This window comes from Frateuria terrea (genome assembly GCF_900115705.1).
Classification (GTDB): domain Bacteria; phylum Pseudomonadota; class Gammaproteobacteria; order Xanthomonadales; family Rhodanobacteraceae; genus Frateuria_A; species Frateuria_A terrea.
The window spans coordinates 101,273-115,991 of the sequence record NZ_FOXL01000004.1 but is presented as its reverse complement, the minus strand read 5'-3'; the positions used below and the strand labels follow the sequence as shown (position 1 = coordinate 115,991).

The following is a 14,719-nucleotide window of genomic DNA, read 5'->3' as shown; positions in this document are numbered from 1 at the left end:
TCTCCCCATGGGGACGGATCCAACCCAGCATCCCGCGCCTCATGCCTGCCTCAGGTTGCTCGTGCCAGGTCCTGATCGGCTCGCGGTACCGCGCTGGCATGGACTCCCTGCACCGCGCGTCCGGATGGATCGGCGCTGCCGGCGAACGACGGATCCCACGCCAGCGCTGCCGGTGAGGAACACGCGATCGACTTGCCACCGGGAACCGTCGCTGCGCAGGCCTCGCCCGGGAAGCACTTCTCGAACAGTGCACGGTAGAGATAGGCCTCCTTGGTCGCGGGCGTGTTGTGCGGCCAGCGCGCCCCGGCGGCGGCGAACTCGCGGTCGCTCACCGCCTGCGCGGCGTGCGCCTTGAGTCCGTCGATCCAGCCGTAGCCGACGCCGTCGCTGAACTGCTCCTTCTGGCGCCACAGGATCGCCTCCGGCAGCGCGCCGTCGAACGCCTCGCGCAGCACCGCCTTCTCGATGCGCCCACCGCCTGCCATCTTGTGCCTGGCATCGAAACCCATCGCGGCGTCGACGAACTCGAGATCCAGGAACGGCACGCGTGCTTCCACGCCCCACGCCATCATCGCCTTGTTGGCGCGCAGGCAGTCGTAGCTGTGCAGCGCGTCGAGCTTGCGCACGGTTTCCTCGTGGAACGCCTCGGCCGAAGGCGCCTTGTGGAAATAGAGATAGCCGCCGAACAGCTCGTCGGAACCTTCGCCGGAGAGCACCATCTTCACGCCCATTGCCTTGATCCGCCGCGCGAGCAGGAACATCGGCGTGGAAGCGCGCACGGTGGTGACGTCGTAGCTTTCGATGTGGCGGATCACTTCCGGCAACGCATCCAGCCCTTCCCAGAAGGTGTAGACGAAGCCGTGGTGCACGGTACCCAGGGCCTCGGCGGCAAGCTGCGCGGCGGCGAGGTCGGGCGAGCCTTCCAGGCCGATCGCGAAGGAGTGCAGGCGTGGCCACCAGGCTTCGCTTTGTCCGCCGTCCTCGATGCGCTCGCGGGCGAAACGCGCGGCGCAGGCGGCGACCAGCGAGGAATCCAGGCCGCCGGAGAGCAGCACGCCGTAAGGCACGTCGGTCATCAGCTGGCGCTGTACCGCCTGTTCCAGCGCCAAGCGCAAGTCCCCTGGTGCCCTGCCCTGCGTGGCGGCGTAGCCGCGCCACGGACGTTCGTAGTAGCGGCGCAGCTCGCCAGTCGCGCTGTCGTAGACATGGCCGGGCGGGAACGCGGCAACGTCGGCGCATACGCCCGAAAGCGCCTTCATTTCCGAGGCGACGCACAGGCGGCCGGCGGTGTCGTGTCCCCAGTAGAGCGGGCACACGCCGAGCGGATCGCGCGCGATCAGGTAGCGCTGCGCGGCGCCGTCCCACAGCGCGAAGGCGAAGATGCCGTTGAGGCGTGCCACCCAGGCGGCGGGCTCGACACCCGCGCGGTGGAGCGCATTGATCACCTCGCAATCGGAACCGGTGGTGAACTCGTAGCCGCTGCCCAGGCGCAGTTCGCCGTGGTTGTAGATCTCGCCGTTGACGGCCAGCGCCAGCGCGCCGTCGCGCGAACACAGCGGCTGCGCGCCACTGGCCGGATCGACGATGGCCAGGCGCTCGTGCACCAGGATCGCGCCGGTATCGACGAACACGCCGGACCAGTCCGGCCCGCGGTGCCGCTGGCGTTGCGACAGTTCCAGCGCCTGCCGGCGCAACGCTGCCAGGTCGTCGCCGGGCGCCAGGTCGAACATGCCGAAGATTGCGCACATGAGTAGTGTCCTTTGTCGTTTTTCCGTGCCCGAAAACGACGAAGGCCCGCACTGGGCGGGCCTTCGTCGCGTAGTTGTTGCTCGAACGTGCGGCTACGCGCCGGCCCCCTTGTGCAGGCGACGATTATTGTTCGAGCGATTGTCCAGGGCCGGCCGCACGCACGCCGCGCAGGGCGCGGTGGCGAAAACGGAGCGGGTGGTCGGCGTGGACATGGCGCGAGTGGAGCAGGTTTCCCTCAGGCGCGCAAGCGCATGTGCGCCGTTCAGGCTTGGTGCTCGCGGAAGGATTCGCTGACCCAGGCCTTGGCCTCGGCCAGCTGTTCGTTGCGGTAGAGGCGGAATTCGCCGGGGACGGTGAAGCCCATCGTGCGCGCGACCAGCCGCAGCCAGTTGACGTCGGTCACCAGCGCGATGCGTTCCCAGCCGCTCCAGTGGCGGAAGCCGAGTTTGGTGTCGTCCCACATCGCGCCAGGTTCGAAGCCGGTGAACTCGTGCCCCACGTGGTAGAGCAGGCGCAGCTTGCGGTTGAGCGCGAACGCGGCCTCCACGTCCGGCACGAACACGTTCTCGTAGTCGGCCGCAGTTACCTTGCCGCGCGCGGTAAAACCCAGCGCGCCGGCTGGCAGGTCGGTCATCTGCTCGATCATGGAGCTGTCTCCGCTTGGTCGGAGCACCATCGAAGCGCGGCGGGCGCGGCTATGCAAGCTTGGGTGCGTGAAAGCTGCGGTGTTGTCGGGTTGTGCAAAGGGGCTGGTGAGGAGCGGTAGGGCCGGAGTGGCGCTTCGCCCGAACCCTCACCCGTCTGTTGGCACCCTCTCCCGGAGGAAGAGGTTCGGACGGGTGGTTCGGGGCACACGCTTCGACTCCGGCGCGATGCGCCCACGCTCGGCCGAGCGGATGGCCTGCGCGAATCGGGCTTGGGCCCTCCTCGGGAGATCGGGCTCGCACGAGCGAGTTGGCGCCGGTCAGGCCGGTTCGAGGTGGCGCAGCAGCAGGCGCACGGTTTCGCGGCCCTGCCATTCGTTGATGGTCAGCTCGAACACCGCGCGCAGACGCGGTGGTGGCGCGGCGGCACGCACGTTGAACATCACTGCCTCGAACACGCCGCCGTCGCGCGGATCGCGCAGGCTCAGGCGCCAGTGGCGCTCGCCCATCACCCGCCACTGCGTGCAATCGAACAGGTTGTCGAACAGCGGCTCGGGGAAGCCCTGGCCCCAGGGTCCGCCATCGCGCAGTTGGCGGGCAAGGTCCAGAGTGAGGGTGCCGGGTGGAAGCTCGCCGTCGGTGTAGAGCACGGCCTGCAGGCGCTCCTCGTCCAGCCATTCGCGCGCGATGGCGTCGAAGGCGGCGGCGAAGCGCGGGTAGTCGCGCGCTTTCAGGCTCAGGCCGGCAGCCATGGCGTGGCCGCCGAACCGCTCGATCAGGCCGGGCATGCGTGCGTCGATGGCGGCCAGCGCGTCGCGCACGTGGAAGCCGGCGATGGAGCGGGCCGAGCCGCGCAGTTCGTCCGGCCGGTCTTCGTCGGCCGGGGCGAAGGCGATCACCGGGCGATGCAGGCGTTCCTTGAGCCGGGACGCGACCAGGCCGACCACGCCGGCATGCCAGGAAGGCTCGTACAGGGTGACGCCGGTGCGCTCGCCCACGCCCTCCAGGCCGATCGCGCCGATCATCGCTTCTGCTTCGGCCACCATGGCGTCCTGCAGGTCGCGGCGTTCCTGGTTGATGGCGCTCAGCCGTTCGGCGAGCTGGCGCGCCTGTGCCGGGTCATCGGCCAGCAGGCATTCGACGCCCAGGCGCATGTCCTCCAGCCGGCCGGCGGCATTGAGGCGCGGGCCGACCGCGTAGCCAAGGTCGCTTGCGCACACGCTCGCCAGGCTGCGCTTGCCGGCTTCCACCAGCGCGGTGATACCCACGCAGGCATGCCCGCTGCGGATGCGTTTGAGGCCTGCTTCGACCAGCACGCGGTTGTTGAAGTCCAGCGGTACCAGATCAGCCACGGTGCCGAGCGCGACCAGGTCGAGCAGGCTGGAAAGGTCGGGGCGGTCGCTCTTGTGAAGAGTGCGGCCATGGATCGCCGCTTTTTGATCTTGGCGATCAGGAAGATCGCACGGATAGAGCCGCGCACGCACCGCCAGCAGCAGGTAGAACATCACGCCCACGCCGGCCAGCGCGCGGCTGGGGAAGGCCTGGTTCATGTGTGCGTCGGCGACGCATTGTGCGCACGCGGGCTCGCCATGCCCGCAGGCGCGCACCTCCAGTACGTTCGGATTGACCAGCGCATCGGCTGCGGGAAGCTGTTCACCGGGCAGGTGGTGGTCGGTGACGATCACGCGGATGCCGCGTGCCTTGGCCGCGGCCACGCCGGCGACGCTGGCCACGCCGTTGTCGACGGTGACGATCAGCTGCGGTGCCGGCTCGAGCGAGTCGACCAGGGCGGGACTGAGCCCGTAGCCGTGCACGAAACGGTTGGGGATCGTGTAGCCGACGCGCCGTGCACCGAGCAGGCGCAGCCCGCGCACGGCGACGGCCGTGCCAGTGGCGCCATCGCAGTCGTAGTCGCCCGCGATGACGATCGACCAGTCACCGGCGATCGCTTCGATCAGCAGCTCGACCGCGCGGTCGAGCCCACCCAGCGCTCGCGGTGCAAGCAGGTGGCGCAACCGATGTTCGGCCTGCGCCGGGTGCAGCACGCCACGTGCGGCGTAGACCTGGCGAAGCACCGGGTGCACGGCCTCGGCCCAGCCTTCGGGCGTGCCCAGCGGCACCCGGCGACGCAACGTCGGGGTCTTCATGCGCGCCTGCCGCGCCAGAAGCGCCACCGATGCCAGGGGTGCAGCGCCCAGCGTTCGCCGCTGGCGAACGTCAGGCGCAGCGGGTGTCGGCGAGCGAAGCTGTCGATCAGCGGCGACCAGGCACGGGCGATCGCCTCGGCCGGCAGGTCCTGCAGGTCGAGCAGCCAGCCGGACGGCAGGTCGCCCGGCCGTCCTTCCGGTTCGTCTGACCGTGCGCGGTGTCCGATACCGGCTCGTGCCGCCAGCGCACGCAGCAGCGGATCGTCGCTCAGCACGCCTTGCAACCCGGTGCGCACTTGCACGGGCAGCACGCCCGCCCCCCATAGCCACAGGCTGTTGACCGGCGGCTTGCCGGCGGCACGGCGCTGTGCGTTCAACGTATGCTGGTGCAGTGCCACCTGAAGTTCGTTCTGCAGGATGCGCCAATGGCGCCCTTCCGGCCCCGGCGGCAAGTGCTGCAGCAGGTCCTCGCCCAGCGCCTGCTCCGGCGCGGGAAAATCCGGCACCACCGCGCCAGGCGGCAGGCGCAGGTGCCAGCGGTCGGGCGTGGTCAGCGCCAGCTGCATGCCCTGCTCTTCCAGCAATGGCACGAGCGGTTCGGCGAGCGCCTCCGCCTCGGCCTGTGACAACCCCATCCGTCCGCAAGCAAGCAGGCGCGCGCCGCTCATGTCCGGCTCGACCCAGGCCGGGTCGGCGCACAACCACAGCGCGTCGCCCGCATCACCTGCGGCCAGCTCGCGGGTGAGTGCGCCGGCAGGCAGCGGTTGCGGAGCGTCGAACCAGGCGGTGAGTCCGGCCAGGTAGCCACGCGGGCCATCGTCCAGCCGGTCCGCACGGGCCAGCAGGCGGCGCAGCGGATGCGCGGGCTCGAAGCGCGCGAGCGCGGGCAGCCACAGTTCCGCGCTCATGCGTTGGCCGCCTCCAGTTGCTCGTAGAGTTCCAGCCACTCGGCCTCGAGCGTTTCCTTCTCGCGGCGCAGGTCAGCCTGGCGCTGGCCGAGTTTCATCAGCTCGGCGGTGGGACCGTTGTAGGTCGCCGGATCGGCCAGCTTCGCCTCGATCGAGGCCAGGTCCGCGTCAATCGCCGCGACGCGCGCTTCGATCTTCCTCACGCGGCTCTTGGCCGCCTTGTCCTGCTCGCGCTGGGCGGCCGCGGCGCGGCGGCGGTCCGCGGCCGAGGCGACCGGTGCGGCCGGTTCGCCGGCCTTCTTTACGGCCGAACCGCGCGAGCGCAGCCAGCGCGCGTAGTCGTCCAGGTCGCCGTCGAACGGCTCGACCGCCGCGTCGGCCACGCGCCAGAAGCTGTCGCAGACCAGGCCGAGCAAGTGGCGATCGTGGGACACCAGCACCAGCGCGCCATCGAAATCGGCCAGCGCGTCGGCCAGGGCCTCGCGCATGTCCAGGTCGAGATGGTTGGTCGGCTCATCCAGCAACAGCAGGTTGGGCTTGTCCCAGGCGATCAGTGCCAGCGCAAGGCGCGCCCGCTCGCCGCCGGAGAAGCCGTCGACCGGTTCGAAGGCGCGGTCGCCGGCAAAGTTCCAGCCGCCGAGGAAGTCACGCAGGACCTGCGCGGCCACGCCAGGGGCCTTGTCCTGCAGGTGGTCGAAGGGACTGGCGCCTTCGCGCAGGCTTTCGACCGTGTGCTGGGCGAAGTAGCCGATCTTCAGGTCCTTGTGCGCCTTGCGCTCGCCGGCCAGGGGCGGCAGTTCGCCGACCAGGGTCTTGACCAGGGTGGACTTGCCGGCGCCGTTGGGACCGAGCAGGCCAATGCGTTCGCCGGCTTCGAGGCGGAAGCGGACGTCCCTGAGGACGACCGCTTCGTGGCGACAACCCTCGCCCGCCAGGGCGGCGTTCGCCCCCTCTCCCCCTCGGGGAAGGTATTGGGGTGACGGGTCAAGGCTTGCCTCGAGCTCCATCGAAGCCTGCTCTGATCCAACATCCTCGCCAGCCCCGCCCTTCACCCCAGCCCTCTCCGGGTAGCCCGCGGCCACCTCTTCCAACTGCAGCATCGAATCGGGCAGACGCTCCGGCACGGCAAACTGGAACCGGAACGGCCGTTCCGCACGCACCGCCTCGGTACCGGCCAGCTTCTCCAGCCGCTTCATGCGCGACTGCGCCTGCTTGGCCTTGCTGGCCTTGGCCTTGAAGCGGTCGACGAAAGACTGCAGGTGCGCGCGCTCGGCCTGCTCGCGGTCGTGCGCGATCTGCTGCTGGCGCAGTTGCTCGGCGCGCAGGCGCTCGAAGGCGCTGTAGTTGCCGGTGTACAGCCTTGCCCCGCCTTCGTGCAGGTGCAGCGTGTGCGAGGTGACCGCGTCGAGGAACTCGCGGTCGTGCGAAATCACCAGCAAGGTGCCCTGGTAGCGGCGCAGCCACTCTTCCAGCCACAGCACCGCGTCGAGGTCGAGGTGGTTGGTCGGCTCGTCCAGCAGCAACAGATCGGACGGAGCCATCAGCGCGCGGGCCAGGTTCAGGCGCACGCGCCAGCCGCCGGAGAACTCCTTCACCGCGCGCTCGTGGGTTTCCGGCGCGAAGCCGAGGCCGTGCAGCAGGCGGCCGGCGCGGGCGCGGGCGTCGTAGCCGTGCAGTTCCTCGATGCGGTGGTGGGCCCGGGCCATCGCTTCGGCGTCGCCGCGCGCCTGGGCGTCGGCCTCTTCGCGCAATGCGGCAGCGACCTCTGCATCGCCGCCGAGCACGTAGTCCAGCGCGGCGTCGGGCAGCGCAGGCGTCTCCTGTGCCACCGAGGCCAGGCGCATCCTCGCCGGCATATCCAGTTCACCGGCGTCGGACTCCAGCCGGCCCTGCAGCGCGGCGAACAGGCTGGACTTGCCGCAGCCATTGCGGCCGATCACGCCCAGCCGCCAGCCGCTCTGGATGGTCAGATCGATATCGGACAGCAGCAGGCGGCTGCCCCGGCGCAGGGCGAAATGGCGGAACGAGATCATCGGGAGAACATGTGCGGGGCGACCCGACATGATAGCCGGGCTGGAATGCCTAGCCCATCGCAGAGGCCACGGAACGCCGTGGCGCCCCCGCTGCACATCTGCTACAACGGCGCCGCACAGGACCTTTGCGGAGAGGGGAATCATGGTCAAGTTCACTGGCGGTCTGGCGATGCTCGCCGCGATCGCGTTCGGCGCACCGATGGCCGCGCACGCGGGCGACAGCCTGCTGATCCACCGCGTGCAGCAGGAACAGGGCATGAACCTGCCCACCCGCGGCATGACCATGGCCCAGGTCGAGAAGCGCTTCGGCGCGCCGCAGCGCAAGCTGCAACCGCGCGGCGGCGACACGCGCAAGCACCCGGTGATCAACCGCTGGGACTACAGCACCTTCATCGTCTACTTCGAGCACGACCACGTGATCCATTCGGTGCTCAACACGCCGGCGGGCAACAACCACAATCCCGCGACGACGCAGTAACCGGTCGCCCGACAAGGCAGAATCGATTCCCGCGAACGCGGGAATCTCTTTTTTTGGCCTCACCACGTTCGCTCCCCCGCTCATCTACACTTCGCCGTTTCCAACCGACGCGAGTGCCGCGATGACCTCTTCCCCCGACCTGCGCCTGCCAGCCGAATGGGAACCGCAGGACGCGGTGCTGATTGCCTGGCCACATGAGGGTACCGACTGGGCCGCGCGCCTGGCCGAAGTGGAAACCACCTACACCGCGCTGGCCGCCGCCGTCGTGCGCTTCCAGCCGCTGGTCGTGATCGTCGCCGACGAAGGCGTGCGCACCGATGCCGAGCGCGCGCTGCGCGGTGCCGGCATGAGCCTCGATCGCGTCCGCTTCGTCGAACTCCCGTACGACGACACCTGGCTGCGCGATTCGGGCCCGATCACGCTGGTCTCGGCCGAGGGATTCCAGCTCACCGATTTCCGCTTCACCGGTTGGGGCGGCAAGTTCGGCGCCGAGCAGGACGATGCACTGGTCGCAGGCCTGGTCGCCGCCGGCGTGTTCGGCCCGGCGGCGCACGAGCGCGTGGACTGGGCGCTGGAAGGCGGCGGTATCGAAAGCGATGGCGGCACCACCGTGCTGACCACCTGGCGTTGCCTGCACCAGCGGCATCCGGAGCAGTCGCGCGAGGCGATGGACGCGATCCTGCGCGAGAGCCTGCATGCCCGGCGCGTGCTGTGGCTGGACCACGGCTACCTCGAGGGCGACGACACCGACGCGCATATCGATACCCTCGCCCGCTTCGCGCCGGGCGAGCGCATCGTGTTCCAGGCTTGCGACGATCCCAGCGATCCGCACCATGCGGAGCTGGCCCGCATGGCTGCCGAACTGACCGTCCTGCGCACGCCCGATGGCAAGCCCTATCGCCTCTCGCCGCTGCCCTGGGCACAACCGGTCATGGACGAAGGGCGCCGGCTGGCAGCCTCATACGCCAATTACCTGGTGGTCAACGGCGCCGTGCTCGTGCCCGCTTATGGCGACGCGGCGGACGACGAGGCCGCACGCATCATCGGCGTCGCCTATCCCGGCCGCGAGGTCGTGCAGGTGCCCTGCCGCCCGCTGATCTGGCAGAACGGCAGCCTGCATTGCATCACCATGCAGTTGCCGGCCGGCCTGCTGGGCTGAACCCGCATCGCCCGCGAACACTTTGGCGACAACCGCACTGCCGCGCTCCGCTAGACTGGCTGTCTCGACGGAACACACGCAAGAGACAGGCATGACTGGCACGACACTCAAGGTGGCACTGCTGCAGGAAACCCACCGCGGCAGCCGCGACGCCAACCTCGATGCAATCGAAACGGGCCTGCGCGAAGCCGCGGCGGCCGGCGCGCAGCTGGTGCTGCTGCAGGAGCTGCACAACGGTCCGTACTTCTGCCAGCGCGAATGCGTGGACGAGTTCGAACTGGCCGAATCCATTCCCGGGCCGGGTACCGGCCGCATCGGCAAGCTCGCGGCGGAGCTGAAGCTCGTGGTCGTCGCCTCGATCTTCGAGAAGCGCGCCGCCGGCCTGTACCACAATACCGCGGTGGTGTTCGACCGCTCCGCGGCGATCGCCGGCAAGTACCGCAAGATGCACATCCCGGACGACCCGGCGTTCTACGAGAAGTTCTATTTCACTCCGGGCGACATGGGCTTCGAGCCGATCGACACCTCGGTCGGCCGCCTCGGCGTGCTGGTGTGCTGGGACCAGTGGTATCCGGAAGCCGCACGGCTGATGGCGCTGGCGGGCGCGCAACTGCTGCTCTACCCCACGGCGATCGGCTGGGATCCGAACGACGATCAGGCCGAGAAGGACCGCCAGCGCGAGGCCTGGGTGACCGTGCAGCGCGGGCACGCCGTGGCCAATGGCCTGCCGTTGCTGGCCTGCAACCGTACCGGCTACGAGGCCGACCCGTCCGGCGTCGGCGCCGGCATCCAGTTCTGGGGCACCAGTTTCGTCGCCGGGCCACAGGGCGAATTTCTCGCCAAGGCCGGCACCGAGGGGCGCCAGTTGCTGGTGGTCGAGGTCGACCTCGATCGCAGCGAGCACGTGCGGCGGATCTGGCCGTTCCTGCGCGACCGGAGGATCGACGCCTACGGCGACCTGCTCAAGCGCTATCGCGATTGAGCCCAGGCGGAACGCCCGCATCTTGAGGCGGACCACCTTCGCACCTCCCAGCCACCGGTACCCGCATGAGCTCTCCCCAGATTGACGTCGCCCTGCCCGGCGCCCTGCTCGACCAGCCCCTGGAGCGCGTCAGCCGCGATGGGGTGGAGTACGTGGTGCTCGGGACGGCGCACGTCTCGCGTGCCAGCGTGGCGGCGGTCGAGGCGCTGGTGGCCAACGAGGCGTTCGACGCAATCGCGGTGGAGTTGTGCCCGAGCCGCGCCGAAGGCATGCGCAACCCCGATGCCTTCAAGCAGATGGACCTGTTCCAGGTGATCCGCCAGGGCAAGGTCGGCATGGTGGCAGCCAGCCTGGTGCTTTCCTCATTCCAGCAGCGGCTGGCCGCGCAGTACGGCATCCAGCCCGGCGCCGAGATGAAGGCAGCGATGGACGGCGCCGAACGCGCCAACCTGCCGGTTTGGCTGATCGATCGCGAGGTCGGTACCACGCTCAAGCGCGCCTGGCGCAGCGTCGGCACGTGGGCGCGCTTCGGCCTGCTCGGCGGCCTGATCGCCAGCGTGTTCGAGCGCGAGCAGGTCGACGAGAAAGAGATCGAAAAGCTCAAGGAAGGCGACCTGCTGGAAAGCGCCTTCGGCGAGTTCGCGCAGACTTCCGCCCCGCTCTACGATAGCCTGATCGGCGAGCGCGACGAATACATGGCCGCCCGCCTGCGCGAGTTGGCACAGGGCGCGCCAGCGGTGCGCCGGGTGCTGGTGGTGATCGGCGCGGGGCACCTCAAGGGCCTGTGCGCACACCTGCGCCAGCAGCAGGAGCCGCCGGCCCGGCGCATCGCCGAACTGGCGCAGCTGCCGCCGAAGGCGCGCTGGCCGAAGTGGCTGGCGCTGGGGCTGGTGCTGCTGGTGTTCGCCGCGATCGCCTATGCATTCCACCGCAACCCCACGCTCGGTGCACTGGCGCTGCGCAACTGGGTGCTGTTCACCGGCGGCTGCGCCGCGCTGGGCGCACTGGCGGCAGGCGGGCATCCGCTGAGCATCCTGGCGGCGTTCGTCGCCGCGCCGATCAAGCCGTTCCGGCCGGGCATACCGGCCGGCGGCATCAGCGCGATGGCCGAAGCCTGGATCCGCCGCCCGCGCGTGGCCGACTTCGAGACGCTGCGCGACGACATCGGCGACTGGAAGGGCTGGTGGAAGAACCGCGTCGCGCGCACCCTGCTCAACTTCATCCTGGTCAGCGCCGGCACCGTGATCGGCGAGTACGCCGCCGGCATCCAGATCTTCAAGAGCCTGTTCTGACCTTCCGTTGCCGGCGCGTGCCGCGCGCCGTCCAGGCGCCTGATTTCCATCAGGGCAGTGCGTCAAGTTGTCCGTCGCGTGAAGCAGACACTATACTTCCGCGACTTTGCACCCCTGACCACAAGCGTGGGAACGATCTAGATGACTCGACTGCAACTGCTCGGCCTGACCGTGGCCGCAGCCCTACTCGCCGCCGGCAACGCGCATGCGGCAGGCGACAAGGCCAACGGCCGCAAGCTGGTCTACACCTGCAACGGTTGCCACGGTATCGACGGCTATACCAATGCCTACCCGGACTATCCCGTGCCCCGGATCGCCGGGCAGAACGAGCAGTACATCATTAACGCCCTGCACGGCTACAAGAGCGGCGACCGCACGCATCCGACGATGATGGCGCAGGCGCAGAGCCTGTCCGACCAGGACATCGAAGACATCGCTGCCTACCTCTCCAGCCTCGCCAAGTAAGTTTCGAAGGAATCCCGCATGAAGCGTGCGCTTAACCTGCTCATCTTCGGCGCCGTACTGGCGTTGTCCTCCACCGCGCTGCTGGCCGAAGGCAACATCGACAACGGCAAGACCAAGGCTGCGGCCTGCTTCGCATGCCATGGCGCCGACGGCAACGCGGTCGATCCGCAGTACCCGCGCCTGGCCGGCCAGTACAACCTGTACCTGCAGCAGGCGCTGCACGAATACAAGGACGGCCGCCGCAACAATCCGATCATGAAGGGCTTCGTCGCCACCCTGTCCGACCAGGACATCGAGGACGTCGCCGCCTACTTCTCCAGCCTGCCGAGCAAGTTGCACACGCTGGATGGGCATATCCAGGGCGACAAGTAAGGCCCTGCTCGTATCGAATAAAGCAAAAGGCCCGCCTCGGCGGGCCTTTTTCGTTTGCCCCTCTCCCTCCGCGGAGAGGGTTGGGTGATGGGCCAAGGCTGGCGGGGAAGGCTCTCCGGGCCAGGCTTTTGGTGCCACAGAGTCGCGGGCCCCGCCCCTCACAGGGGAGATGGCGCAAGCCTCATCTCATCGCCGAACTGCCGGCCTTTTCCTTGTAGTAAGGATTCCGCCCGCCGCTGTGGTCGGTCGCATCGCGCACTGCGGTGATTTCGGGCACACGTTCGCGCAGGGTCTTCTCCACGCCGTTCTTCAGCGTCACGTCCACCATGCTGCAGCCGTGGCAGCCACCACCGAACTGCAGCAGGACCGCGCCGTCCGAGGAGACCTCGAGCAGGCTCACCCGGCCGCCGTGCGAGGCGATCCGTGGGTTGATCTCCGCCTCCAGCACGTAGCGCACCCGCTCGATCAGGCCCGCGTCTGCCCCGGGGATCTCGCCCTTGATCCGCGGCGCGCGGATATTGAGCTGTCCGCCGGTCGGGTTGGGTTCGTAGTCGATGCTGGCACCCTCCAGCCAGCGTGCGCCTGTACCTTCCAGGTAGAAGTTGAAGCCTTCGCACTCGATCAGCCATTCATTGCCGGCCAGGTCGCGCGGCTCGCAGAACTCCAGCTCGCAGTTGGCGGCCGGCGTGCCCGGCGCGGTCACGCGCAGCAGGATGCCCAGTTCATCGCCCTGCTGGGCGAGCAGGCGGCGGAAATGCTGCTGTGCGCGGTCGGAAATATCGATCATCGAACGGATTCTCCAGCGCCGGTGGGGACGGCCGGCGGAAACAGCACCATTTTAGTCCTGTTTTGCATGAATGTCCGGCTTTGACTTTTGCGCCCGCAACTTTGAGGCTTCGCGTTTTCCATGGCCGGAGCACGCAATGAATCGAAACGATCTCTCGACCCAGCATTGCCAGCCCCGCAAGGGCAAGGAACATGCACTGGGAGAAACCCAGGTGCGGGAACTGCTGGCGCTACTCCCCGGCTGGGAGTCCAGCGCCGATGGCAAGTCGATCGTGAAGGACTTCCACTTCGAGGACTTCCATCGCACCCTCGGCTTCATCAACGCCGTCGGCTTCATGGCCAACCGCGAAGATCACCATCCCGACCTGCAAGCCGGCTACGGGCATTGCCAGGTGCTGTGGTCCACCCACGACGTGGGCGGCCTGTCGCTGAACGACTTTATTTGCGCGGCCCGGGTCGAGGCGCTGCTGGCCTGAGCCACCGATTGCTTTTTCCCTTGTCGCCAAGCGCATCGAGGAAGTTCTTCAAGTCGTCCGGCAGCGGCGCGGAGAAGCTGTAAGCACGCCCTTCCAACTCGAACCCCATGTGCGCCGCGTGCAGGAACAGCCGCTGCAGCCCCTTGTCCTTGAAGCGTTTGTTGGCTTCGCGGTCGCCGTATTTGGTGTCGCCGGCCAGCGGGTGGCCGACATGGGCGGCATGCACGCGGATCTGGTGGGTGCGGCCCGTCCCCAGCGTCGCCTGCATCAGGCGGGCGCCGGTGTACTGTTCCATTTCGCGGAAAAACGTGAGTGATGGCTTGCCGTTATCGGATACTTTTACCATTCGTTCTCCGCCCTGGAGCACGAACTTCTGTAGCGGCGCATTGACGTCGAAACGCGCCTTCGGCGGGTGGCCGACCATCAGGCAGAGGTACTGCTTGGTCACCTCGCCGGCCCGGATCGCCGCCTGCAGCCCGGTCAGCCCGGCCCGGGTCTTGGCGAACACCAGCACCCCGCTCGTATCGCGGTCCAGACGGTGCACCAGTTCCAGGTGCTGTTCCGGTCGGGCGGCGCGCAGCAGCTCGATGGCTCCATGGCTGATGCCCGAGCCGCCGTGGCTGGCGATACCGGACGGCTTGTCGATGGCCAGGAAGTGCTTGTCCTCGAAAATCACCGCCTCGGCGACCCGGGCCACCATTTCGGGAGCGGGCCCGCGATCGGGCGCCCGCTCGGCTGTACGCACCGGCGGAATGCGCAGCGTATCGCCCGCACTGAGACGGGTGTCCGGCTTGGCCCGTTTGCCGTTCACGCGCACCTGCCCGGTGCGCAACAGCCGGTAGATCATGCTCTTGGGCACGCCCTTGAGCAGGGTCGCCAGGGCATTGTCGATCCGCTGGCCGTCGCGCTCGGGGCCGATATCGACTTGACGCACACCTTGAGGTGCGTCATGGGAAGTTGCCGTCTGCATTGAAAAAAACCTGGGGTAATAGGATACTCGGCAGGCGCTTTATGTCCCCCCATCGAGTTCGATTGTGGCGGGGACGCCCGTCCGCGACGTCGGCGAGGATTGCGCCGGTGGCCACCCCGGCAGCCGGCCGTAAACTCCCTTCTCATCGTAACGGTTCGGGATGCCGTTGTCCGCCGCCAGGGGGTGGCGACACGGCAAGGGCGCGTGCCACGAATCACCCCGGTGTCGGATGATGCCGGTTTTATTTGCCGCCACCCG

Annotated in this window: 14 protein-coding genes; 7 read left to right on the top strand and 7 right to left on the bottom strand. The window is 68.5% G+C overall.

Translation table 11 applies throughout. The features are described 5' to 3' along the window. Window positions 1–50 precede the first annotated feature (50 nt). From asnB to BMZ38_RS07190, 5 genes are all read right to left on the bottom strand, one after another. Window positions 51–1,748: an asparagine synthase B gene (asnB, locus tag BMZ38_RS07210; protein ID WP_091335885.1), complete on the bottom strand. Its 1,698-nt coding sequence runs from the start codon at window positions 1,746–1,748 to the stop codon at window positions 51–53. Window positions 1,749–2,011: 263 nt separating this feature from the next. Next, window positions 2,012–2,395, bottom strand: a complete 384-nt coding sequence (locus BMZ38_RS07205) for a SpoIIAA family protein (RefSeq protein WP_091335883.1) — start codon at window positions 2,393–2,395, stop codon at window positions 2,012–2,014. Between the two features lie 318 nt (window positions 2,396–2,713). Next, window positions 2,714–4,540, bottom strand: a complete 1,827-nt coding sequence (gene recJ / locus BMZ38_RS07200) for a single-stranded-DNA-specific exonuclease RecJ (protein ID WP_091336539.1) — start codon at window positions 4,538–4,540, stop codon at window positions 2,714–2,716. Next, a complete protein-coding gene (locus tag BMZ38_RS07195; RefSeq protein ID WP_091335882.1) occupies window positions 4,537–5,448 on the bottom strand; it encodes a phosphoglycerate mutase in 912 nt (303 codons plus the stop codon). Before BMZ38_RS07195 ends, recJ begins: the two co-directional genes overlap by 4 nt. After that, on the bottom strand, window positions 5,445–7,481 hold the full coding sequence (locus tag BMZ38_RS07190) for an ABC-F family ATP-binding cassette domain-containing protein (RefSeq protein WP_091335880.1): 2,037 nt from the start codon (window positions 7,479–7,481) through the stop codon (window positions 5,445–5,447). Before BMZ38_RS07190 ends, BMZ38_RS07195 begins: the two co-directional genes overlap by 4 nt. A gap of 142 nt (window positions 7,482–7,623) precedes the next feature. Between BMZ38_RS07190 and BMZ38_RS07185 the strand changes: the two genes are divergently transcribed. The 6 genes from BMZ38_RS07185 to BMZ38_RS07160 all read left to right on the top strand — a co-directional run bounded on the left by BMZ38_RS07185 (window position 7,624) and on the right by BMZ38_RS07160 (window position 12,229). After that, window positions 7,624–7,959, top strand: coding sequence for a hypothetical protein (locus BMZ38_RS07185; RefSeq protein ID WP_091335878.1), 336 nt, complete (start codon window positions 7,624–7,626; stop codon window positions 7,957–7,959). Between the two features lie 121 nt (window positions 7,960–8,080). Beyond that, window positions 8,081–9,118, top strand: a complete 1,038-nt coding sequence (locus BMZ38_RS07180; protein ID WP_091335876.1) for an agmatine deiminase family protein — start codon at window positions 8,081–8,083, stop codon at window positions 9,116–9,118. A 91-nt stretch (window positions 9,119–9,209) separates the two neighbouring features. Continuing rightward, on the top strand, window positions 9,210–10,100 hold the full coding sequence (locus tag BMZ38_RS07175) for a carbon-nitrogen hydrolase (protein WP_091335875.1): 891 nt from the start codon (window positions 9,210–9,212) through the stop codon (window positions 10,098–10,100). Between the two features lie 65 nt (window positions 10,101–10,165). Beyond that, window positions 10,166–11,392: a TraB/GumN family protein gene (locus tag BMZ38_RS07170; RefSeq protein ID WP_091335873.1), complete on the top strand. Its 1,227-nt coding sequence runs from the start codon at window positions 10,166–10,168 to the stop codon at window positions 11,390–11,392. Window positions 11,393–11,533: 141 nt separating this feature from the next. Beyond that, window positions 11,534–11,857, top strand: a complete 324-nt coding sequence (locus tag BMZ38_RS07165) for a c-type cytochrome (RefSeq protein WP_091335871.1) — start codon at window positions 11,534–11,536, stop codon at window positions 11,855–11,857. Window positions 11,858–11,875: 18 nt separating this feature from the next. Next, the gene (locus tag BMZ38_RS07160; RefSeq protein WP_091335869.1) at window positions 11,876–12,229 is read left to right on the top strand and encodes a c-type cytochrome; all 354 of its coding nucleotides are present in this window, start codon (window positions 11,876–11,878) and stop codon (window positions 12,227–12,229) included. A 181-nt stretch (window positions 12,230–12,410) separates the two neighbouring features. Here BMZ38_RS07160 and BMZ38_RS07155 read toward each other — a convergent pair whose 3' ends face one another. Beyond that, window positions 12,411–13,016 carry an NfuA family Fe-S biogenesis protein gene (locus BMZ38_RS07155; RefSeq protein ID WP_091335867.1) on the bottom strand — a complete coding sequence of 202 codons (606 nt, stop codon included), beginning with the start codon at window positions 13,014–13,016 and terminating at the stop codon, window positions 12,411–12,413. Between the two features lie 136 nt (window positions 13,017–13,152). Between BMZ38_RS07155 and BMZ38_RS07150 the strand changes: the two genes are divergently transcribed. Further along, window positions 13,153–13,491 (top strand): 4a-hydroxytetrahydrobiopterin dehydratase, encoded by a 339-nt coding sequence (locus BMZ38_RS07150; RefSeq protein WP_091335865.1) that lies wholly within the window; start codon window positions 13,153–13,155, stop codon window positions 13,489–13,491. On the opposite strand, the gene BMZ38_RS07145 is transcribed toward BMZ38_RS07150, so the two are convergent. Beyond that, window positions 13,454–14,461, bottom strand: a complete 1,008-nt coding sequence (locus BMZ38_RS07145; RefSeq protein WP_091335863.1) for an RluA family pseudouridine synthase — start codon at window positions 14,459–14,461, stop codon at window positions 13,454–13,456. The two genes, BMZ38_RS07150 and BMZ38_RS07145, sit on opposite strands and share 38 nt — an antisense overlap. Window positions 14,462–14,719: the final 258 nt, after the last annotated feature.

Excerpts from the sequence above, each read along its gene's own strand:
- BMZ38_RS07155 (WP_091335867.1), bottom strand. The coding sequence starts at position 13,016 with ATGATCGATATTTCCGACCGCGCACAGCAGCATTTCCGCCGCCTGCTC.
- recJ (WP_091336539.1), bottom strand. The coding sequence starts at position 4,540 with ATGAAGACCCCGACGTTGCGTCGCCGGGTGCCGCTGGGCACGCCCGAA.
- BMZ38_RS07190 (WP_091335880.1), bottom strand. The coding sequence starts at position 7,481 with ATGATCTCGTTCCGCCATTTCGCCCTGCGCCGGGGCAGCCGCCTGCTG.
- BMZ38_RS07185 (WP_091335878.1), top strand. The coding sequence starts at position 7,624 with ATGGTCAAGTTCACTGGCGGTCTGGCGATGCTCGCCGCGATCGCGTTC.
- BMZ38_RS07170 (WP_091335873.1), top strand. The coding sequence starts at position 10,166 with ATGAGCTCTCCCCAGATTGACGTCGCCCTGCCCGGCGCCCTGCTCGAC.
- BMZ38_RS07175 (WP_091335875.1), top strand. The coding sequence starts at position 9,210 with ATGACTGGCACGACACTCAAGGTGGCACTGCTGCAGGAAACCCACCGC.
- asnB (WP_091335885.1), bottom strand. The coding sequence starts at position 1,748 with ATGTGCGCAATCTTCGGCATGTTCGACCTGGCGCCCGGCGACGACCTG.
- BMZ38_RS07180 (WP_091335876.1), top strand. The coding sequence starts at position 8,081 with ATGACCTCTTCCCCCGACCTGCGCCTGCCAGCCGAATGGGAACCGCAG.
- BMZ38_RS07165 (WP_091335871.1), top strand. The coding sequence starts at position 11,534 with ATGACTCGACTGCAACTGCTCGGCCTGACCGTGGCCGCAGCCCTACTC.
- BMZ38_RS07145 (WP_091335863.1), bottom strand. The coding sequence starts at position 14,461 with ATGCAGACGGCAACTTCCCATGACGCACCTCAAGGTGTGCGTCAAGTC.
- BMZ38_RS07205 (WP_091335883.1), bottom strand. The coding sequence starts at position 2,395 with ATGATCGAGCAGATGACCGACCTGCCAGCCGGCGCGCTGGGTTTTACC.
- BMZ38_RS07195 (WP_091335882.1), bottom strand. The coding sequence starts at position 5,448 with ATGAGCGCGGAACTGTGGCTGCCCGCGCTCGCGCGCTTCGAGCCCGCG.
- BMZ38_RS07160 (WP_091335869.1), top strand. The coding sequence starts at position 11,876 with ATGAAGCGTGCGCTTAACCTGCTCATCTTCGGCGCCGTACTGGCGTTG.
- BMZ38_RS07150 (WP_091335865.1), top strand. The coding sequence starts at position 13,153 with ATGAATCGAAACGATCTCTCGACCCAGCATTGCCAGCCCCGCAAGGGC.